We start from the raw sequence: 22,119 nt of genomic DNA, 5'->3' as shown, positions 1-22,119 counted from the left end.
CGTTAATTATGGTCGCAAAGATAGGTATTTATGCCAAAAATAAGCATAAATAGCACTTGATTTTTAAGCTTCATGTAAAACATATACGAAAAAAGGAGATATTTAGCTGTTTGAACCACTTGTTTCTGACAGAAAATATCTTTTTCTCACCCTAGTTCTTCCCGAACTAATCAAATTCAAAGCATCATGGCAAACAATGAACCAAAGAAACGCAGCATCATCGGTAATCTGACACCGAACAAGATGACAGAACGTGAAGATGACTTCACATTCAACACTATTTACGTAGCCAACCGTACGATAAAAGACCTTTGCCGACTCGCAGCCGCCAATAAAAGCAAGTTCAGCGCAACCGAACTCGAAAGTGCTTACAACGATTTATACGCTCAGGCGAAGGAAGAGCTCTACTCTGCTTCTACCGTAGAATTCGGTTTCAGCAACAATTCATTGAGCGCAGACGGGTCCTTTATCGGCCCCGAAGCCAAGTTTAATCCTGAGGTCAATCACGTTGTTTTACATAGCTCTCCGCGTGCCGAGATACGCGATGAGATGAAAACGATAGACGTGATCGTGAATAAGGTGGAAGAAGGCATGCCGACCATTATCAAAGTTACCGACGTGGTTACCGGCGCGATAAATGGCAAAATAACTGCCGGCGGTAACCTCAACGGCGAAGGCAAGCGTGTCCGCATTGCCGGAGAAGAAGGAAAGCCGGTCGGTTTCTTCTTCATTGCCGAACAAGACGACACAAAAACAGCCGTTCCGATGACGTCGGTTTCACGTAACGAACCGACACATTTCTCGTTCACGATCCCGGCACTGGCCGACGGAAAGTATTATCTCGAAATAGCCACCCAGGCCGGAAGCAACAGCAAGACCCTCGTCAAAGAGGTGCGCCGCAGTCGTTTCCCCTATGTGCTTACCGTAGGTGCCGGTAGTGGCGAAGACGACCGTCCGGTCATCGAGTAACCCATCCTCATCTCCCCTCTCCACACAGACGGTAGCCGTCTCCGAGGGGAGATGCCACCCGTCTCCGGTCGCAGACGCTTGTCGTCTCCCCTCGGAGACGGGTGACGTAAATTTTAGTAATCAATTTTCAATCATATATGCAAAAAGAATTTATAGGTATGAAACAACAGATGCGATCGATAACTTTATTTTGTCTGCTGATGCTTTTATACACAGGGAAAGGCTATGGACAAGCAAAACTAAAGACAAATATCGGAGATTCAGGCCTGACAATAGTCACCGAAGGGAGCAGTCCGGATGATTATGAATATACATTAACAACAGATGACTTTTATCACGTAAATGTATTAACGATTAAAAGTAGCAAACCGATAACTATTTCGGGAACTTCGTCCGATAATATAACAATAGCAGGAGGTGTAATAGCAAATGTAACAATCGATGGGCTATCGATCAAGAATGGCAAACAGGATGGCCCGTTCTCTGTTTCTCCCGATGCCACACTAAACTTAACGCTGAAAGGCAAAAACGAATTAACCGCAGAAAATCCGGACAAAAGCGGTCTCAGTGTTCCCGAAGGAGCTACATTATTCATCCGGGGAGAGGGGGAATTAACGGCAATAGGATGTTCGAGCGGTGCCGGAATCGGAGGAAATTACGATACAAGCTGCGGCAATATTACTATTGAAAGCGGAACGATTACGGCTAAAAATACCGACGATGGACCTGGTATTGGTGGGAGCTATAACAGGTCAACTAACACAAACAATGGTTCCATAACAATAACCGGAGGAAATATTACAGCTATAGGAGGATCTAAGTCAGCCTGTATAGGAGGATATGGTGGATATAATGGAGCGGGGACTGCCGGGGCCGGAACCATCCTGATCACCGGTGGAGTGATCACGGCCTTGGGAAATGGCATCGGTGGAGGTGACAATAACACAGATGGTAAAATCACTATCTCCGGAAATCCCGTCATCAAGACAGGGAAGATTAATGCGACAAATACAGAGAAAAATGGCGGTATTTTGTTTATTGGCGATAATGAGACAGAGTTAAAGAATGGATCTGTATACGGTAATACTATTCTTCCTGATGGCTATATAAACGAAGAAGGGACTACACTTACAATACAGGATGGAGCTTCTTTAATTATTGAGAATGACAAAACGCTGGTTAATAACGGGACAATAAAAACAGAGGGAAGTGGAACACTAACTAACAATGGTACAATCCATAACACAGGGACAGTTCCCAACGGTGTTGATGGAGTGTTATCCCCCTATCCCACTATAAAAATAAACGATATTCTACCGGCGAGCTATACTTATATCGGATTAGCTATCGAACCGACACCTACAGTAACCGACCAAAATAGTGGTAATACGTTAACACTGAATACTGATTATGTACTTACTTATTCCAATAACGTAAATGTAGGGACTGCAACGGTAATAATTGCTCCCCAAAAGAATAAATACTTCGGTGGCAGTTCCGTTGAAAAGCAATTTACAATCACCGCAGGAACCCTCACTGTCACCCCGGAAGACGGACAGGTTCTTTATCAGGATGAGTCCACCACTTATTTTCCAACCTATACTTATAGCGGTCAGGTCAGCGGAGAAACTCCCGCGTTTACCGATCATCTGAAATGGGACAACAGCGACAAGAAAATTAAAAGCGGCAATCTGGCACTTGCCGACAACAATGCCGGAAACTTCAAAGCATCCAATTATACACTAACGGTTGATGAAACCAAATCATTCACTCTGATTGCCGAGAATATAGCAGATAAAGAAGCTACTCCGGAAGCCGAAACCGGAAGCTCGAAGGTCGGCGATTGGTACACCGGAAATGTCATTATCAAAGCCCCTACCGACTTCAAGATCAAACAGACCGGAGTTACGGAGTTACGCAGTACAGACGACTGGACAGCCACCTCCCTCACCTTCGACCGGGAAGGCAAGCACACCGTCCGCTACCAATTGAAACGCGACGGACGCACCAATCCCCTTACCGAGAAGTCTGTCGATATCAATCTCGATAAGTCCGCCCCTACCATCGGTGAACCCGTAAAAGGTGCAGACGGCAAGAGTTTTACCCTCGAAGTGGGTGATGCATATAGCGGCATCGCTTCTATCACCTACAATCTAAACAGCGCAGGCGAAACAACCGTCAGCGACTTTACACAAGGTGACAAGAGCTATACACTTTCCCTCACCCCGCTGGACTACGGCACGCATAGTATAGCGGTAACCGTTACCGATGTGGCCGGACATTCGACCACCGACACCCGCAGTATCGAACTGAAAAAACCGGGGAATTCCGATCAACCGGTAGTGAAACCCGACCCAATCTACTATACCGTAACGATCCCGGCTGTTGAAGGAGCCACGACCGACCCGGTGGCGGGTGAGTATCAGGTGGAGTCATGGAGTAGTTTCCGCTTTTATCTCACCCTCGATAGCGATTATAACCAATCGGAACCCGTTGTAACAACCGACCGCGGTGAAACGCTGATACCGCGCACTTCCGATGGTGCCTACATTGTGAAATACGTGCGTGATAATGTAGCGATATCTATCGACGGCATCGTGAAGAACCCCGATCCGGTAGCGAATGAGGAGTTACAGACGGAAGGTATCCGTATCTATGCCGGAGGCGGTTATCTGCATATACAAACGCCGAAGCCTGAAAAAGTGTATATCTTTACGCCCGACGGACGTTTGAAAACAATGCTACCTGTTACCGATAGCGGGGAACGGATAGCATTACCGAAAGGTGTCTATTTCGTAAAGGCAGGAGAAAGAGTATATAAAACGGTATTGTAAAGCCGAAATCTATAAATAAAGAAGGGGCTGTTGAAACAGCTCCTTCTTTATTTATAGGTCTCCGTATACCGCATAAAGCTCTCTTCCAATCCCCCACTCTGCCCCATCAGTTGCACAAAAGAGAACATCCGCTCGGCAGAGAAATCAGTCACATCGATCACCTTAAATACTCCCGACATCAGTTCGCGGGCTACGGCACGCACCGAAACGATTGCCAGCGCATCCGAATTCTCCAGGAAAAGCTTGATACTCTCCGTGCTTCCCAGCTGCATTAATACTTTCAAGTGGGATAATTTGATCTGATGTTCGCCTAAAGCCGACTCCAATACGGCCAACGTACCCGAACCATTCTCACGAAGCACGAGGGGAAGGGTACATAACTGTTCGAGCGTCAGCTCCTCGTAATGAGCCAGTTTGCTTCCGGTATGGGTGATCACCACTAGTTCATCTTTCATGAAAGGGGTATAATGGAGCGAACTCTGACGGGCATATCCTTCCACCAGCCCCAGCGTGATCTTTCCGTCGCGGAGAGCCTTTTCTATATCATGGCTGTTCCCGTTAAGCAGCGACACGCGGATATCCGGGAACTTGCGGACAAAGGACGACAGGATAGGCGGCAGCACATATTGCGCGATCGTGGTACTGGCTCCCAGACGCAACTCTCCACAGACATTATCCGTAAGCAGGTTCATTTCAAAATCCAGTTGCCGGTAGGCGGCCAGCAGTGTATTGGTGTGCGACAATAACAGTTCCCCGGCACGGGTCAGCACAATGCGGTTGCCTGTACGGTCGAAAAGCGGGGTTTTATATTGCACTTCCAGTTCATGAATATGTTTGCTTATGGCAGGTTGACTGATAAACAATTCCTTCGACGCTTTTGTAAAGCTCAGGTTAGTCGCTACGCTATAAAATACCTTCAGGCGAAAATCCATATCCCTTATAATTTTTAAATAAACTTATCAGGGACAAAGATATGAGTTTATTTACATACTTTTGTATGACCATAACATGAAGGCATTATGAAGATAAGCAAAAAAGCACTAACAATCGTCGCAATCATTCTCGTTACCCTGTTCTTTATCCTTCCGGGTATCGGATTCAGTATACTTAACTGGGGAGTTCTTCCACCGGAGAGGTTAACTCCACTCGTTATCGAACAAACGAACAAATTCCTCGACGCCCATCTGGACTGCGAGCGGATCGAGCTGACCTATTTCGAAACGTACCCGCACCTGGGGATCAAACTGATCAACGGGCACCTGATCTCGCATGCCGCCGAAGACTCGACCGCCCATGTCGAGGAACTGGCTATCCCGTCCGACTCGCTGCTGGCATTTAAGAAAGCAATCATTTCGCTCCGCCCAACCGACTATCTGTTCGGGGGCAAGATCACGATCGGCGAAATAAATATAGAAGAACCCCGCTTTTATGGCTATGTCAACAAAAAAGGAGCCGCCAACTGGGACATTTATTCGAGTGAACCCGACTCTACCGAAACCGATAAGAAGCCTTTACCACCTATCGACCTGCAGAAAGTACGCATCACCAACGGCCGTTTCACCTACGACGACCACCAGGGCGACCTGTTTGCCGAAATAAACGGCTTCTTCCTCAACCTGGACGGTTCGCTGACCAATGGGGAAAACAAACTGGATATCGAAACCGGCTCCACTTCCATCCTCTTTAGTAGCCCGACCTATACATTAGAGAATAAACTGGCATTGAAACTGAAAAGCCAGCTCCTGCTCTCGGACAACTTCAACACAGTTACCCTGAATAATGCCGAGTTGCTGGTAAACAACCTGCCTTTCACCGCCGACGGTTCCATCAGCAGCCTGCCCCTGCTGAAACAGACCCGGATCGATATGGAAGTCGGGCTTAAGATATCCGATATGAACGACCTGCTTCATTTCATCCCCGATGCTTATTTCCAAAACCGGGACAAGACACTGGCGAAAGGTTCTATTATTATGGAAGGGAATATACATGGCTTCCTGGGCGACAGTATCGCGCCGTCCGTCAACCTGTGTTGCAAGATTGAGAACGGTTCTTATCATATGAAAGGGCTCAAACAGGGTATCGACACCCTGCAAATGGATATGGATCTGCATCTGAACGGGCTGTACCCCGACTCCTCGTTCGTCTCTCTCGAACAACTGACACTGAAAGGCTTAACAACCTCTCTCGATATGCAGGGCAAAGTCACCAACCTGCTCACCTCACCGAATGTTGATGCCAATATAAAGGGAAAGATCGACTTTACCCGCCTGGCGAAAGAGTTCCTCAACCCGGATACATTGCTTGTACAAGGTGTAATGGATGCCGACCTTTCCGCATCGTTCAATGTGGACGATCTGTTGAACAGCCAGTACGGAAAGATACATGCCTCCGGCCGGCTGAATATAGATACGCTGAAAGCTTACAGCCAACCGCTGGGGATGGATGTATTCATCACCAAGGCTCATTTTTCTGTCGACTCTACCGGGGCGAGCAGTTCTTACCTGGATAACAAAGACCTGCTAAGCATGTCGATGTCGGTCGATAGCCTGAACGTTAAATATCAGGAAGCCATCAGTACCAATATAAGTAAGTTGGCCATACAGGCAAAGACCTCTCCTGTAATAGACACGACCGCCGTTATCCCGATGACGGGACAAATCAGGTTCGACTACCTGCGTACCCGGTTACCGGACTCTGTATTGCTGGTTGCCGGACGGACGGTATTGAAGGGGGGAATCAAATCTTCGGACTCCGACAAGCGGATACCAACGGTCGGAGCCACGATCTCTGTCGATACCCTCCGTTATTTCAGTATCCCGATGCGCACCGGTATGATACTCTCTGAAAATACGTTTAACCTGCAGGCTTTACCTTATCGCGATGCCATGCGCCAGCGTAGGCTTGCCCGGACAGACACCACGCGCATTAACACGACAAGACGTGTACGCCGTCCCCGGACGGCAGGCAACCCGGCCCAAACAGATTCAACCGACGTCACCACCCAGTTGTTACGGCAATGGGAAGTACGCGGCAGCCTGTCATTCAAACAAATGCGCGGATTCAGCCGTATGATGCCTATTCCTATAAAAATAGATCAGACTACGATGAAGTTCAACACCAACGACATCACTCTCACCGATGCCCGCCTGCATCTGGGTAAGAGTAATTTCGTGTTGAACGGAGAGATCAATAAGATACGCCAGGCGATGTTGCGGGGCGGCAAGCTGAAAGGAAAGTTCTCCCTTACCTCCGATTATATCGATTGCAACCAGCTAATAAAAGCCATGAACTCCGGAATGCAATATGCCGAACAGCACGGTTCCACAGATCAGGAAAGCCTGAGTGCAGAAAGCCTGGCTACGCTGGATACCCACACCTTGCAGGATTCCATAACGGTAGCCTCGCTCGACACGACCGACCAGGTATTTGTCATCCCGGCCTACCTGGATATGACGCTTCATACCGATGCCAAAAGGATAGACTTCAAAGATGCGGAACTTAGCAATGTTGAAGGTGAAATAATTATCCGCGACCAAAGCATCAACCTGAGCAACCTGGCCATGAATTCGAATATCGGCCGTGGTAACATGACGATGTTCTATACGGCAAAAGATAACAGCGGTGCCTCCGCCGGGTTCGATCTCGATATGGAGGATGTTATGGTCGAAAAATTGATCAGCCTCTATCCCGCTATCGACACATTGGTTCCGATGCTTCGTTCGTTCGAAGGGGTCGTAGACTGTCAGATCACGGCTACCTGTAAGATGGACTCTACCATGTCGATCGAACTGCCGTCATTGCATTCGGCCTGTTACCTGCATGGAGAGAATATGGTGTTGCTGGATGGCGAAACATTCACCGAGATTTCAAAAACGCTTATGTTTAAGAATAAGAAACGTAACGTGATAGATAGTATTTCCGTCGACCTGGCTATCAAGGATAACAAGATAGAAGTATTCCCTTTCCTCGTCGAAATGGATCGTTACAAAGTAGCCGTCGGGGGGACGCACAACCTGGATATGACATTCAACTACCATCTGTCGGTATTGAAATCGCCTGTCCCGTTCAAGCTCGGTATAGACATAACCGGCAATCTGGACGACTTCAAATATAAGATCGTGAAATGCCGTTACAAAGACCTCTTTAAGCCTGCCAAAGAAGCTGAACTGGACAGCACCCGTACCAACGTAAGGAAGGAGATACGCGAGTCGATCCGTAAACAAATAAAAGAGACTGCTCCCGAACTGGTGAGCAGCCTCTCATCTTCTAATCAAATATCAACACCGGCTATGGAAGAAACCGGTGTTTTATAGTCAACGGCCAGAGTACATCTGGTCGTAATATTTCATGTAATCGCCACCGGTGATATCTTCCACCCACTGTTGGTTTTCCAGATACCAGCGGATTGTTTTTACGATACCGACCTCAAAACTGGTTTCAGGTGTCCAGCCTAATTCCTCTGAGATCTTTGTCGGGTCGATAGCATAACGCTGATCGTGTCCGAGGCGGTCTTTAACGAATGTGATCAGGCTGTCATTGATCCAGTCGATCGAGATTTCACCGTCCGGGCCGATCTCTTTCTTCTTCAGCATCTGACGATATTCGGGTTGCTCGGTCATTAACCGGTGGATCGTACTGATAGTCAGCTTAACGATTTCAATATTCTGCTTTTCGTTATGGCCGCCTACATTATATACCTCACCTACCCGTCCGCGATGGATCACGGCGTCGATAGCCTTGCAATGATCTTCAACATACAGCCAGTCCCTTACATTTGTCCCGTCGCCATACACTGGCAGTGATTTACCTTCCAGTATATTCTTGATAATAAGCGGGATCAGCTTTTCGGGGAAATGATACGGGCCGTAGTTATTAGAACAACGGGTGATGCTTACCGGCATTTTATAGGTATCGGAATAAGCCTTCACAAACAGGTCGGCACTGGTCTTGGACGCACTGTACGGACTTCTCGGATCCAACGGGGTTGTTTCGTGGAAATAGCCTTCAGCTCCCAGGCTGCCATATACTTCGTCGGTCGAAACCTGATGGAAACGGACACCTTCCCGCCATTGGGGATAACCGGTTTCGTCTTTGCCTGTCACCCAGGCCTTGCGGGCGGCATCGAGCAAGTTTTGCGTACCTAATATATTTGTAACAAGGAATAACTGCGGATCTTCAATACTACGGTCTACATGACTTTCGGCAGCAAAGTTAACCACATAATCGAAGTTATACTTTGCAAAAAGCTCATCGGCCAGCGCCCGATCACAAATATCTCCTTTTACGAATTCACAACGTTTGCCATCGATATCTTCTGCAATCGTACCCAGATTACCTGCATAAGTCAACAGGTCGAGAACCACGATCTTTATATCCTGATGTTCCGCCAGCATATATTTGATAAAGTTAGCACCAATAAAACCGGCAGCCCCGGTAACCAGATAAGTCTTCATCGTCCGTATTATTTAAATGTAAAATTATATTCCGCCTCACTCAACAGAGGGGCTTTTGTATCTTTCTCTGATAAATTCACAGCCTTTATGTCTGTGATCCCCCAGTCTACACCAACCGTCGGGTCATCAAACCGGAGACCTCTTTCATGGCTCGGCATATAAGGATTATCTACCTTATAGGTAAAAATCGCTTCTTCACTCAGCACATGAAACCCGTGGGCAAACCCTTGCGGGATAAAGAACTGCCGTTTGTTTTCCGCAGAAAGCTCGACAGATACGTATTTGCCGAAGGTCGGAGATCCGGCACGCAGATCGACAGCCACATCCAACACACGCCCTGTTATCACCCGAACCAACTTCGACTGCGAATAAGGAGCCAACTGGTAGTGTAAGCCTCTGAGCACTCCTTTCGAAGAACAGGATTCATTATCCTGAATAAAATTTACCTTACCAATGTTTTGTTCAAATTCAGCTTGTTTAAAAGCTTCCATAAAATATCCCCGTGCATCATTAAACACCTTTGGTTCAATGATCCAGACACCGGGTATTTCCGTTTCTATATAATTCATCCCTTTATATTTATACTAACAGGAGACAAAGTAACTTCTTTTTCCTTAGTTCTGCAACTATCAACGCCTGCAAAAAGAATGAAAAAGATTTGCATATTCAAAAGATAATACCTTTCTTTGCACTCGCAAAAACGATAAGACATCATTTGAAACAAACGGTTCCTTGGATGAGTGGCTTAGTCAGCGGTCTGCAAAACCGTGTACGGCGGTTCGAATCCGCCAGGAACCTCACAAAAATGATAATCGTTCGAGCAAAACAAATCCGGTTCCTTGGATGAGTGGCTTAGTCAGTGGTCTGCAAAACCATGTACGGCGGTTCGAATCCGCCAGGAACCTCGAAAAGCAAAGAAGGTGTCTTTTTCGGACACCTTCTTTTTTTATTTCGATTAAAACACAGAGTTTTTTTAATCTTACTAACCTTCCAGACCAATATTGAAAAACAATGTCGTACCTGTCGTACGATAAGTAGCCGCTGCGGAACTATTACGAGAAAATCTCACATGCTTGGAAGCTTGTTTAGTTTTTCCTAAAATAGCATGAACCTCTACCCAAACTTCTGTTCCGTCCGGGATATTGTACCTTGTCAAATCAATAGTTCTTGACTGCGGATTCGGATAACGTTCTGATAAATCAGATTTTCCACCCTCCCATACTACACGAAACTCTTGTACAAAACCAGCTGCATTTACACATGCAATTTTGCTTACTTCTTGCATAATAACTCTATTTTTTATTATTAATCATTCAAAAACGGAACAATCTTGGTAATCATCACCTCGCCACCGTAGCAAGGCAATGTCTGATGAATATACACCATCGCATGAGACTCACGCGGAGGGTTCGTTACAGTCGTAGACTTACAGATATAACGGTAATTGACACCTTCCACTATCTGAGTCGCTACCGACAGAGGTTCATACATAACTCCACACAGCCCTTCCATCGCTTTCCGAAAAACTACAACTTCTTCCGGGGATAAGTCATGCTGATCACTCCAGCCCCCAGCCGTCAACCGGTCGACATTGTCTTCCTTTATTTCAACAGGCAGCACTTGTTCATACAGAATATCCGATTCAGAAACATGTGTATGAGCTAATTGATAAGCAGCCATTCCAGGGAACACCGCTTTAAAAACAAAAACTTTTTTTCCAGGTGCTCCCATTAAGCCTGATTCCGGTTTTATCACATCTTCATCCAAGAGGATTAAACCACCTTCCAAACGTGATAAATAACAGTTCGCACCCGTACTAAAATTAACTTCACGTTCTACCGTAAACGTCTCATACAATTTCAGACCTCTACCTTGAGAATTTTCCTTTTTTTCCATGTTCATAATATTTAAGATTATGTAATAAGATAGCCCTTAAACTATCCGTATCTTCACCAGCAAATAAAAAGGAAAAATTAATCAACGCAAAGAATATCAAACTTTTTGAGGTGACAACAGGTGTATTGTCATAAGACAAAAGAGATGTCACCCCTCCATCATACCGCTGTCATCAACTTGTCACCTTATTTTAACCATCTTTCATCCTCCTAAACGACCGTCGGGAGCATTAACAAACAATTTTATCTCACCCCAATTATAAAAGGATTTATTAGCATTGCAGATTGATTTATTTAGCTATTTTTGCGCACTTATTTAATATTCATCTATGAATAATGTGCTAATTCTGTTAGATAGCTTAAATGATTGGAAACCTTATTATAAAACCAGTAGCATACTGGCCGTTTCCGATTATTTGAAGAACAAATCTCTCCAGAAAGAAAAGGGGAGTAAGTTCGTAATAAACCTTAGTAATGACTACAGTTATAACTCGGAAGGGTATTACTGTTCACTACTGGCCCAAACCAGGGGGCACAAAGTGATCCCCGGAGTAGATATCATCAACAAACTGGAAGCCGGTGCGGGTGTCCGGATGGATCGGAATTTACAAAAACTCTGTTATCAGTGGATACAGAAGAATAATATTACCGATGAGATCTGGTATCTGAATATCTATTTCGGCACCTGTAAAGAAAAAGGACTGGAAAAGATAGCCCGGTTCATTTTCGAAAACTATCCGGCTCCCTTGTTAAGGATCAGCTTGAATACCCGTCCAAAGAACCAGATCGAAGGGATCCAGTTTTTATCGTTGGAACAACTGGATGATGAGGAACAGAACTTCTTTGCTGAAGCACTCGACCGTTTCAACAAGAAAGTGTGGCGCGCTCCTCAAACCGTAAAATCAGCCCGGTACAGTCTGGCCGTATTATACGACCCGGAAGAGAAATTCCCGCCCAGCAACAAACAGGCGTTGAATAAGCTGCTTGAAGTAGCCAAAAAGATGGATATACATGCCGAGCTGATCACAGAAGAGGATGCGACCCGGCTGATGGAGTTTGATGCGTTGTTTATCCGTACGACGACTTCACTGAACCATTACACGTTCCGTCTTTCGCAACTGGCGAAGCAGAACGGCATGGTGGTGATAGATGACCCGTTATCCATTATACGATGCACTAACAAGGTCTATCTGAATGAATTGTTCGAGAAGGAAAAAATACCGGCTCCGCTATCCATGCTGATTTTCCGGTCGAACGAAAACACTTTTGAACAGATCAGCAACCAGCTGGGCTCTCCGTTCATCCTGAAAATACCGGACGGTTCCTTCTCTTTCGGTATGAAGAAAGTGACAAATGAAACGGAGTTGAAAGCGGCACTCGATTTGCTGTTCGACAAATCGTCCATCCTGCTTGCCCAGGAGTTTACCCCTACCGAATATGACTGGCGTATCGGTATCCTCAACGGTGAGCCGCTGTATGCCTGCAAATATTATATGGCCAAAGGGCACTGGCAGATCTATTGTCATTATGACTCAGGAAGAAGCCGCTGTGGACTGGTTGATACGATTCCTATTTACCAGGTACCCCGTAAAGTGCTCGACACGGCTGTCAAAGCGGCTTCGCTTATCGGTAAAGGGTTGTATGGTGTCGATATGAAGCTGGTCAACGACCGGGCAATGGTTATCGAGATCAATGATAACCCGAGTATCGATCATGGGATTGAAGATGCCGTACTGGGGGATGACCTGTATTACAGAATACTGAATCACTTCGGTCGTACACTGGATATGAAACACTTCTAGCAGAATGGATACGGAGATCATTGTCAGACAGGCGGTCATTACAGACCTCGATGCGATACTGGAAATAGAAACGACCTGTTTCGGTGCAGACAGCTTTTCCAGGAAACAGTTCATTTATCTTATCACCCGGGCAAAGGGGATATTTTACGTCGTAATATATGAGGAGAAGGTTATTGCCTATATCTCATTGATCTCGAATGCCCGCACCCGCAATCTCCGTATCTACTCCGTTGCCGTACATCCCGGTTCAAGAGGGAAGAAACTGGGGCAAATGCTGATAGACAAAGCGGTTGAGTTTGCAGAGCTCCGGCAACTGAGAAAAATAACGCTGGAAGTGAATGTTACTAACGAACCGGCCATCGGTTTGTATCTGAAAAACAAATTCGAACCAACCCACATAATCGCTAATTATTATGCGGATGGTTCGAATGCTTATTATATGCAGAGAAAGATAGCCGGTGACAAGATATGATCTTGCCAACCGGCATCTTACTTATTTATATATCTTCGCAGCATATCCTCCGCCCGGAGCCATTTTGATCTTCAGCTTGCGGTTGGCAGGAACCTGCAGGACTTCCTTCTTATAATCGCAGGCGGCACGGTCGGCGTTGATACCGTCTTTAAATAATTCCAGTTTATAATCGCCATCTCCCAGGAAAGAAAGATCCAACTCCATTTCGCGCGGATCCCAGTTGGTCAAAGCGCCTACATACCAGTTACCGCCATGTTTACGGGCAATCGCCACATATTCGGAGACTTTACCGTCCAACACTTTCGTTTCTTCCCACACAGTCGGGATGTTGGCGATAAACTCGGTACATTCCTGTTCACGCATATAGTTGGAAGGGTTATCGCAAAGCATATTCAACGGTGATTCAAAGATCACGTAAGTAGCCAATTGGCGGCAGCGGGTTCCCTGGCTCATCGGTTCGGAATTGACAGGGCGGTAATTGTTGCGGGTGGCATTCCGCATAGCTCCCTGGGTATAATCTACCGGGCCGGCAACCATACGGATAAACGGGAAGGTTACGTCGTAAGTGACCATATCATAAGAAGTAGGCGACCATTTCAACTGTTCCAGCCCATTCACACCTTCATAATTGATAACGTTCGGATACGTACGCTGCAAGCCGGTCGGTTTACAGATCCCGTGGAAATCAACCATCATTTTATATCGGGCACAAGTTTCGGCCGAACGATAGAGGAAGTCTATTATCTCCTGATCGTCACGATCCATAAAGTCCACTTTGAAACCTTTTACCCCCATATCGGCATACTGTTTCACCACGTTCTCCATATCACGGTCGAAAGCATAATAACCTGCCCAAAGGATAATTTCCACATTTTTAGACTTGGCATAAGTTACGATTTCCTTCAGATCGATCTCCGGGATCACCTTCAGCAAGTCGGCTTCCAGGTTGACTGCCCAACCTTCATCCAGGATCACATACTCGATACCATGCTCGGAAGCGAAGTCGATATAATATTTATAGGTATCGTTATTGATGCCGGCACGAAAATCAACATTATAAATATTCCAGTCGTTCCACCAATCCCAGGCAACCTTACCCGGCTTGATCCAGGAGACATCGCTAATACGGCTGGGGGATGCCAGGCGATACACCATATCGCAATCAGCCAACTGGCCGTCGTTTTCAGACACTACGAATACACGCCAGGGGAAAGAACGGGTACCTTTCGTCTTAGCAATATAATTCTCACGTTCCTTTACCAACATCTGAAGACGGTTATGCCCGCCCTGTTCTTTCCGTTTAGGATAAGGGGCATGGACGGATTTCAAAGATGGCTTATCGGTGGAGTTGTTCAGGAACATACCCGGATAATCTTCCAGGTCGGCTTCCGTGATACATAGCTTCTTTCCGTTTTCGAGTTCAACCAGGAAAGGCAGGATCATTAAACGCTGGCTGTTCAGCTTAGTGATCGGCTCATTTACATACGGCTGCTCGAATGAGTTGGAGAATTGCTCTTCAAAGGTCGGCTTCGTACTGTTCACGTAAGGAGCAAAAGTCTTGTGGTCGGAAGAGAAATTATAAGTGGCATTCTCGTCCGTTACAATGATGTCCCCTTTCTTCCTGGTCATAAAACGGTAAGCGAGACCATCGTTATACAAACGGAAGGCGATGCTGTAATCGCCCCGGAAAGCGATAGTCATTTCATTATAGACATCCGCCACTTCCGATTTCTTATATAAAGGAGAAGGAATAACCTTATCAACCGAACCTTTCGTCACTTTCGACACTTTCGGATTTGCTCCCAGAACTTCGCCGTTCTGCAAAGTCATCGAGATAACAGAGGGTGCCAACACTTCCGTTCCATCATGGGTCAATGAAAATCCGACTTCATCCCCAACCTCAACTACGACTTGTAATTTTCTGTCCGGTGACTGTAACTGATAGCTCTTTTGAGCCATCAAAGACATACTTCCTATCAGCAGGAAGGCTAACAGTGCTTTTACTTTCATGGTATTTAACTTTTTGTTTAGTGGCAGCAAATATACGGGAATAAACAAAAACAGCATTTCCGAAATTGTACTATCTTTGTCAATATTGTATCAAAAGTACTATAAAAACACGATAACAACCTATGAAACGACTCATTTCCTTATTAATTCTGTGTATGACATTCTTCGCTGCCGAAGCGCAGTGGAAATGGCAAGATCCGATGAAAGCAGGTTTTCCTGTAGTACAAAACCAGGGATGGCCCGGAGAGATCGGTTATAAATATGTGCGTTTACCGGATAGGGCAAAAGACCAGGTAAGGCCTCCCGTTTGGAACCTGTCCCGTAATGCTGCCGGATTAGCTATCCATTTTTACTGCAATTCCCCGGAGATAACTGTCCGTTACCAAGTCAGCGGATCACACAGCATGCCTCATATGCAGGCTACCGGCGTTTCCGGACTCGACCTTTACAGCATCGACAGTGAGGGTCAATGGGGTTTCTGTTTCGGCAATTATTCTTTTGGCGACACGATCCAATATAGTTATAAAGGTTTAGGCAAAGATAAATATCATGACCGTGGATTTGAATACCGTCTTTACTTACCTTTATACAATACGGTAGAATGGATGGAGATCGGTACACCGGAAGAAAGCGAACTGACGTTCATCCCGCAATCGCCCGAAAAGCCGATCGTACTTTACGGAACCTCCATCGCCCAGGGAGCTTGTTCGTCCCGTCCGGGCATGGCATGGGGCAATATCCTGCAACGTTCGCTGGGGTATCCGCTTATCAATCTGGGATTTTCGGGCAATGGCAAGCTGGAAAAAGAAGTATTAAACTACGTGATCAAACAGGATGCCCGCCTGTATATACTGGATTGCCTTCCCAACCTCACGCAGAATACGGAACAGGAAGTGACCGACCTCGTGGTAGCAGCCGTCAAGCAGATCAGAGCCACCCGCAACGCTCCTATCCTGCTTGTCGAGCATGCAGGCTACAGTAATGCGCCTACAAACAAAGCCCAGTATGAATTATATACCCGCCTGAACGAAGGTTCACGCAAAGGTTTCGAGAAATTACAGTCTGAAGGGATCAAAGACCTGTATTACCTGACGCATGACGAATTGAATTATTCGCCGGATGCCTGGGTGGATTATGTACATCCTTCCGACTTGGGGGCAGAAGCGCAGGCAACAGCCGTGGAAAAGAAAGTGCGCGAAATCCTTCATATTCCGGTAGGCAACCTGCCGACCACCCGCCCGGTGACCCAACGCCGCGAACCGAACAATTACGAATGGCAGACGCGCCACCGCGACCTCCTCGCCTGGATCGGCAATCATCCTCCTAAGGCAGTCATATTGGGTAATTCTATCACTCATTTCTGGGGAGGAGAACCGGCCGCCCCCCGAAGCAACGGTTCAAAAAGTTGGAAAAAGATCATGGAGCCTGCCGGATTCCAAAACCTGGGATATGGTTTCGACCGGATAGAAAACGTGCTCTGGCGCGTTTATCATGGCGAACTGGATGGATATGAAGCAGAGAAAGTTGTCCTGATGATAGGCACAAACAATATGGGAATAAGCAGCGACCGTGAAATAGTGGAAGGCCTCCGGTTCCTACTGTCCGCCATCCGCGAACGCCAACCGAAAGCCTCTATCAAAGTCATGGGTATCCTACCCCGCCGGGAACATGAGGATTGGGTAAAGAATATAAACCGACAGATCCAAACAATGGCTGGCGAGGAAAACTGTCTGTTCAGTGATGCCGGAACAGCCCTGCTCCTGCCCACCGGAAAGATCGACGAGTCGCTCTTCAATGACGGCCTGCATCCCAACGAGAAAGGATATCAGTTAATAGCTAAAACGATAAAATAAGATAAGATATGACACAACAGAATGCAATCAAAATCTTTGAAGAAAAGAAAGTACGTACCGTATGGGATAGCGAAACGGAAGAATGGTTTTTTTCCATAGTGGATGTAATTGCCGTATTGACGGATAGTGATAATCCACGTCGTTATTGGAGTGACCTGAAACGTAAGTTACTAAAAGAAGGAAGCCAGTTGTACGCTAAAATCGTACAACTGAAAATACCCTCAAGTGATGGCAAATATTACAAAACCGACGTAGCCACCACCGAACAGCTTTTCCGTCTGATCCAATCCGTCCCCTCACCTAAGGCAGAGCCGTTTAAGCTCTGGATGGCTCAGATCGCAAAAGAACGATTAGATGAAATGCAGGATCCGGAACTGACAATCGACCGGGCTATGATGGAATATAAAGCATTGGGTTATTCAGACAACTGGATCAACCAACGTCTCAAAAGTATTGAGATCCGCAAAGACCTGACCGACGAATGGAAACGCCACGGCTTGGAGGAAGGCGTGCAGTTTGCCACTCTCACAGATATTATTTATAAGACATGGGCAGGAAAAACAGCGAAAGAGTATAAGCAATTCAAAGGTCTGAAGAAAGAGAACCTGCGTGATAATATGACTAACAAAGAATTAGTATTGAACATGCTTGCTGAACTTTCAACGAAAGAGATCTCGGAAGCCATAGGCCCGGACTCTTTCGATGAACATGCAGATGTAGCGCAGCAAGGTGCTACTGTAGCACGCAATGCCAGATTAGAACTGGAAGAAAAGACAGGACAGCCTGTGGTCACCCCTCTCAATGCCAAAAATATTCTATCTCTGAAACAAGATAAAAAAGAAAATAAAAAGACCGGAGAAGAGTAGACCTCAAAAAGGCCTACCTTATTGTTTCAACGAACGGCGTACCAGCCAGAAAGAGACAGACAAGGTACAAACCTCAGCTATCGGTACATCATACCAGATCGCATCGATACCGAACACAGCAGGGAGGACAAGTATTCCGATCCCGACAAATATGAGTCCTCTCAAAGCTGAAATAATAATGGATATCTTGGCATTCCCAATCGCGGTAAAATAGCTGGATGCCAGAATATTCAGCCCACACAACAAAAAGGCGAAACAATAGATCGAAACACCCCGCGAAGCGATCGCAAACGCTTCACTTCCGTGATCCTTGAAAAAGAGCCCGATCACCTGCTCGCCAAACAGCAACAGCAACAGGAATAAACTGATCCCGATCAGCGAATTAGTCCGTGCCGCCAACTTCAGGATCGACTTGATACGCCCCTGCTGCCGGGCCCCGAAATTATATCCGATAATAGGAATGATCCCATCCGATATGCCCAGGAATACAGTCGTTCCGATAAACAATATATAATTGATTGCCGTAAACGCAGCCACCCCACTCTCCCCCAGATACCTCATCATGGTAATATTGAAGAGGAAAACCGTGATCGCCACCGACAACTCCGACATTCCTTCGGACGAACCGTTATAGAAAGCGTTCCACACCAGCCGGCGATCATAGCGTCCACGCTGCACGGCTACCACTTCATGGCGCGAAAACAGACGGGGCAAATTGAAACAAGCACCTACCGTAAAAGCAATACCGGTAGCCAAACCGGCTCCCATAACGCCCCATCCCAACCTGGCAACAAACACGATATCCAAGATAATATTCAGTATCACCGTCAGCCCCATGACAGAGGTCGCATACAGCGGATGACCCATCGCCTTGATGATATAGTCACCGAAAAACATCGCACACAGCAGCGGGAAGAACGGTACAAGCGCCCGTATGTAACCAACCGCATCGGGTAGCAACACTTCGTTCGCACCCAAAAAAGATGCAATCTTTCCTGCTGACAAAAAAATCACCAGGCTCACCACCACCGACATTCCCAGCAAAAACAGGAACACCGAGCGTAAGGCATTATTCGCCTCCTGCTTATCTCCTTTTCCGAGGCTGATACTAACAAGAGTCTGCCCCCCGATACCCATCACGATCGCAAACGCAGATATCAAACTATAACACGGCAAAACAAGATTCACACTGGCCAACGCATTGGCACCGACGAAGCGTCCAAGCACAATCCCGTCGATCACAGATTGTATACCCAGGAACAATAATCCCACAACGCCGGGAAGTGCATACTTAAAAAATAAACGGGGAATTTCACCTGTCAACAATAATTTCTCCCTTTCCTGGCGGAAGAGAGCTTTGTCCTTATTCATAAATCAACTCACTTTTGGTTTCCGGCTGCAAAGGTAGTGAGCTCTTTTCAGATAAAAATTACCATAAGATAATTTCGGCAGGTGCTTTTTATTTAGAAGACGAACGTATACGGCTCAGCGATTGCGGGGTGATCTGGAGATAGGACGCGATATGCTTGAGAGGCACACGCTGGAAGAGTTCAGGGTTACTGCGCAACAAGGCTTCGTATTGCTCGCGGGCATCACTCCAACTATCATTAATGAAGTAATTTTCATACTCCCGGAGATAATAGTCGAGCAGCTTCAGCCCCCAGATAGCGATGTCATGGGAATGTTCGAAAAGCTCCTCCAACCGCCGGGCGGGGATGCGGAGCAAGTCCGAGTCTTCCACCATTTCAATATTATAGGCTGCGATATCACGATAGACAAAGTTGATCATTTCGCCATCCGAAGCGAACCATAGCGTGATGTCTTTCGTCTCTCTTTCGACATAAGAACGGATCAGCCCCTTCCTGACGAACCACACGAACGGGTCACGGTCGCCTTCCCTGACAAGCAAATCGCCTTTCGGGAAAGAAACCTCATCCATTTCATCGACCAGAAGCCGGATCGCTTCGTCCGACATCGGATAGACCAGTCGTTGTTGTTCGATGAATTTATCCATTCGACTTCTGTAAAAGTTCAAGCAACATCGTCAAAGCGGTATCGGCTGCCGACTGTATGTTTTCAGCCCGTACCGTGCCGAAATGGTAACAATGTGAAACGACCCGGTCTTTCAAAGCCGCAGCGATCCACACCGTACCGACAGGCTTTTCAGGCGTTCCGCCACCCGGCCCCGCAACGCCCGAAGTAGCCACCGAGCAATCGCACCCCAGGGTACGGATAGCACCCAGCGCCATCTGCTCCACTACTTCACGGCTCACGGCACCATGAAGACGCAAACTCTCTTCCGAAACTCCGAGCACATTGTGTTTCACCTCGTTACTGTAGGAGACAACACCGCCGACAAAATAATCGGAACTGCCTGCTACCAGGGTAATCATATTGGCGATGCGTCCGCCTGTACAACTCTCCGCCGTACCCATCAGCAAACCTCTCGAACGCAGGAGTTCCCCTAGTTGGCTGGTTATTGAATTATTATTCATATCGTTTATTAATTTATAGCCAGATCACTATCTTTTTCTCCCAAAGCTATGACTAAATTTCACCCGGATACAGACTTTTAGTTGCCAGGATGCCCGTTTCACCCGGTTTTACACCCCCATCCCGACGATGCTCACACCCGGGTGTCGAAGGTGTCGAGACCCGGATGTCAAGCAACTTTTGTCACTATCTTACTGAACTTTAGTCATATACTTACTAAAAACAACATACTGTCTATCCAACTTTTTAAGCAGGGAGTGATAGTAGTGTGATAGATGAGTGATAGTTGAAAACACATACTATCACCCTATAACAATCACGTTCACAGCATATTGCGACAAAAAGTGATAGTGTGATAGTATATTTCTATTCAACCCTTAAGTAGTTCTCTTAAATAACAACCCTTGAGAAAGGAACCGCGTCCATCGGACAGAAATCCTTGTCAAGGTATTTATAGTAACCGGTAATGGCTACCATCGCAGCGTTGTCTGTTGTAAACGCGAACTTCGGGATATGCACTTTCCAACCAAACCGCTTGGCATGATCCAGGAAAGCATCACGCAAACCGGAGTTTGCAGAAACGCCACCGGCCACAGCCACCTCTTTTATATTCAAGTCTTTGGCTGCCTTACGCAACTTATCCATCAGGATGTCGATCACCGTCGACTGCAAAGAGGCACACAGGTCTTGTTTGTTCTTTTCGATGAAATCAGGATCTTCCTGTAGCTTATCCCTCAACGTATAGAGGAAAGACGTTTTCAGTCCGCTAAAGCTATAATCGTATCCGGGAATATGCGGCTTGCTGAATACGAAGGCCTTCGGATTACCTTCGTTAGCCAGGCGGTTTACCACCGGGCCTCCGGGATATCCCAGCCCCATCACCTTCGCACATTTATCGAAGGCTTCGCCCGCTGCGTCGTCTATCGTCTGCCCTATCACCTCCATGTCGTTATAAGCATTCACTTTGATGATCTGCGAGTTACCGCCCGACACCAGCAAACACAGGAACGGGAACGAGGGAGCATGATCGTCTTCGGGCGTTTCCTTGATAAAGTGAGCCAGCACATGCGCCTGCAAATGGTTGATCTCGATCATCGGGATGTCCAAAGAAGCGGCAAACCCTTTGGCAAAGGAAGTACCGACCAGCAGGGAGCCCATCAGACCCGGCCCGCGGGTAAAGGCAATCGCATCCAGTTCCGACTTATCGATGCCGGCACGCTTGATCGCCTCGGCAACCACCGGAATAATATTCTGCTGGTGTGCACGTGATGCCAACTCCGGAACCACACCACCATAAGCTTCGTGAACAGCCTGGCTGGCGATCACATTCGACAGCATCACGCCGTCACGTATTACGGAAGAGGAAGTATCATCGCAAGATGATTCTATCCCCAATATTGTTACACTCATACTCTTCTCTTATTTTTTGTGCAAATTTAATGATTTCTATCGCGATATTGTTGTAGATTTGT

17 protein-coding genes and 2 tRNA genes are annotated in these 22,119 nt (G+C 46.7%); 9 read left to right on the top strand and 10 right to left on the bottom strand.

From position 1 onward, the window contains the following. Positions 1-186: 186 nt before the first annotated feature. Positions 187-969, top strand: coding sequence for a DUF4469 domain-containing protein (locus tag HMPREF1212_RS07420; RefSeq protein WP_046148933.1), 783 nt, complete (start codon positions 187-189; stop codon positions 967-969). A gap of 158 nt (positions 970-1,127) precedes the next feature. Continuing rightward, the gene (locus tag HMPREF1212_RS27115; protein ID WP_198293257.1) at positions 1,128-3,803 is read left to right on the top strand and encodes a DUF6383 domain-containing protein; all 2,676 of its coding nucleotides are present in this window, start codon (positions 1,128-1,130) and stop codon (positions 3,801-3,803) included. Between the two features lie 47 nt (positions 3,804-3,850). On the opposite strand, the gene HMPREF1212_RS07410 is transcribed toward HMPREF1212_RS27115, so the two are convergent. Continuing rightward, complete coding sequence (locus tag HMPREF1212_RS07410) at positions 3,851-4,735, bottom strand: LysR family transcriptional regulator (protein ID WP_028728424.1); 885 nt, start codon at positions 4,733-4,735, stop codon at positions 3,851-3,853. An 87-nt stretch (positions 4,736-4,822) separates the two neighbouring features. On the opposite strand from HMPREF1212_RS07410, the gene HMPREF1212_RS07405 reads away from it, so the two are divergent. Next, positions 4,823-8,116 (top strand): AsmA-like C-terminal region-containing protein, encoded by a 3,294-nt coding sequence (locus HMPREF1212_RS07405; protein WP_046148931.1) that lies wholly within the window; start codon positions 4,823-4,825, stop codon positions 8,114-8,116. Here the strand turns inward: HMPREF1212_RS07405 and rfbB are convergent, their stop codons facing one another. Together rfbB and rfbC are read right to left on the bottom strand one after the other, a co-directional pair. After that, positions 8,117-9,256 (bottom strand): dTDP-glucose 4,6-dehydratase, encoded by a 1,140-nt coding sequence (rfbB, locus tag HMPREF1212_RS07400; protein WP_046148930.1) that lies wholly within the window; start codon positions 9,254-9,256, stop codon positions 8,117-8,119. 8 nt (positions 9,257-9,264) lie between these two features. Next, positions 9,265-9,825: a dTDP-4-dehydrorhamnose 3,5-epimerase gene (rfbC, locus tag HMPREF1212_RS07395; protein ID WP_028728421.1), complete on the bottom strand. Its 561-nt coding sequence runs from the start codon at positions 9,823-9,825 to the stop codon at positions 9,265-9,267. Between the two features lie 157 nt (positions 9,826-9,982). Between rfbC and HMPREF1212_RS07390 the strand changes: the two genes are divergently transcribed. Beyond that, positions 9,983-10,054 (top strand) — tRNA-Cys (locus HMPREF1212_RS07390). A 35-nt stretch (positions 10,055-10,089) separates the two neighbouring features. Beyond that, a tRNA-Cys gene (locus tag HMPREF1212_RS07385) sits at positions 10,090-10,161 on the top strand. A 77-nt stretch (positions 10,162-10,238) separates the two neighbouring features. Here the strand turns inward: HMPREF1212_RS07385 and HMPREF1212_RS07380 are convergent. Both HMPREF1212_RS07380 and HMPREF1212_RS26280 read right to left on the bottom strand, forming a co-directional pair. Next, positions 10,239-10,541, bottom strand: coding sequence for a hypothetical protein (locus HMPREF1212_RS07380; protein ID WP_046148929.1), 303 nt, complete (start codon positions 10,539-10,541; stop codon positions 10,239-10,241). Positions 10,542-10,561: 20 nt separating this feature from the next. Beyond that, positions 10,562-11,152 carry a protease inhibitor I42 family protein gene (locus HMPREF1212_RS26280; RefSeq protein ID WP_157316956.1) on the bottom strand — a complete coding sequence of 197 codons (591 nt, stop codon included), beginning with the start codon at positions 11,150-11,152 and terminating at the stop codon, positions 10,562-10,564. A gap of 328 nt (positions 11,153-11,480) precedes the next feature. On the opposite strand from HMPREF1212_RS26280, the gene HMPREF1212_RS07370 reads away from it, so the two are divergent. Together HMPREF1212_RS07370 and HMPREF1212_RS07365 are read left to right on the top strand one after the other, a co-directional pair. Beyond that, positions 11,481-12,953 carry a RimK family protein gene (locus HMPREF1212_RS07370; RefSeq protein WP_028728418.1) on the top strand — a complete coding sequence of 491 codons (1,473 nt, stop codon included), beginning with the start codon at positions 11,481-11,483 and terminating at the stop codon, positions 12,951-12,953. Between the two features lie 4 nt (positions 12,954-12,957). Next, entirely contained in the window at positions 12,958-13,425 is a 468-nt protein-coding gene (locus tag HMPREF1212_RS07365) for a GNAT family N-acetyltransferase (RefSeq protein WP_028728417.1), read from the top strand. 21 nt (positions 13,426-13,446) lie between these two features. Here HMPREF1212_RS07365 and HMPREF1212_RS07360 read toward each other — a convergent pair whose 3' ends face one another. Beyond that, the gene (locus HMPREF1212_RS07360; protein ID WP_046148928.1) at positions 13,447-15,435 is read right to left on the bottom strand and encodes a glycoside hydrolase family 97 protein; all 1,989 of its coding nucleotides are present in this window, start codon (positions 15,433-15,435) and stop codon (positions 13,447-13,449) included. Between the two features lie 122 nt (positions 15,436-15,557). On the opposite strand from HMPREF1212_RS07360, the gene HMPREF1212_RS07355 reads away from it, so the two are divergent. Together HMPREF1212_RS07355 and HMPREF1212_RS07350 are read left to right on the top strand one after the other, a co-directional pair. Beyond that, positions 15,558-17,288 carry an SGNH/GDSL hydrolase family protein gene (locus HMPREF1212_RS07355; RefSeq protein ID WP_046148927.1) on the top strand — a complete coding sequence of 577 codons (1,731 nt, stop codon included), beginning with the start codon at positions 15,558-15,560 and terminating at the stop codon, positions 17,286-17,288. An 8-nt stretch (positions 17,289-17,296) separates the two neighbouring features. Beyond that, positions 17,297-18,154: a BRO-N domain-containing protein gene (locus tag HMPREF1212_RS07350; protein ID WP_046148926.1), complete on the top strand. Its 858-nt coding sequence runs from the start codon at positions 17,297-17,299 to the stop codon at positions 18,152-18,154. 18 nt (positions 18,155-18,172) lie between these two features. Here the strand turns inward: HMPREF1212_RS07350 and HMPREF1212_RS07345 are convergent, their stop codons facing one another. The 4 genes from HMPREF1212_RS07345 to tsaD form a co-directional block, all read right to left on the bottom strand. Further along, a complete protein-coding gene (locus tag HMPREF1212_RS07345; protein ID WP_046148925.1) occupies positions 18,173-19,525 on the bottom strand; it encodes an MATE family efflux transporter in 1,353 nt (450 codons plus the stop codon). Between the two features lie 88 nt (positions 19,526-19,613). Beyond that, the gene (locus HMPREF1212_RS07340) at positions 19,614-20,168 is read right to left on the bottom strand and encodes a Crp/Fnr family transcriptional regulator (RefSeq protein WP_028728413.1); all 555 of its coding nucleotides are present in this window, start codon (positions 20,166-20,168) and stop codon (positions 19,614-19,616) included. Further along, a complete protein-coding gene (locus HMPREF1212_RS07335) occupies positions 20,161-20,649 on the bottom strand; it encodes a CinA family protein (protein WP_046148924.1) in 489 nt (162 codons plus the stop codon). Before HMPREF1212_RS07335 ends, HMPREF1212_RS07340 begins: the two co-directional genes overlap by 8 nt. Positions 20,650-21,037: 388 nt before the next feature. After that, positions 21,038-22,057, bottom strand: a complete 1,020-nt coding sequence (tsaD, locus tag HMPREF1212_RS07330) for a tRNA (adenosine(37)-N6)-threonylcarbamoyltransferase complex transferase subunit TsaD (protein WP_028728411.1) — start codon at positions 22,055-22,057, stop codon at positions 21,038-21,040. Between the last annotated feature and the right edge of the window lie 62 nt (positions 22,058-22,119).

This window comes from Parabacteroides sp. HGS0025, from assembly GCF_000969845.1.
Taxonomy (GTDB): domain Bacteria; phylum Bacteroidota; class Bacteroidia; order Bacteroidales; family Tannerellaceae; genus Parabacteroides; species Parabacteroides gordonii.
This window is presented reverse-complemented; position numbering and strand designations above follow the sequence as displayed.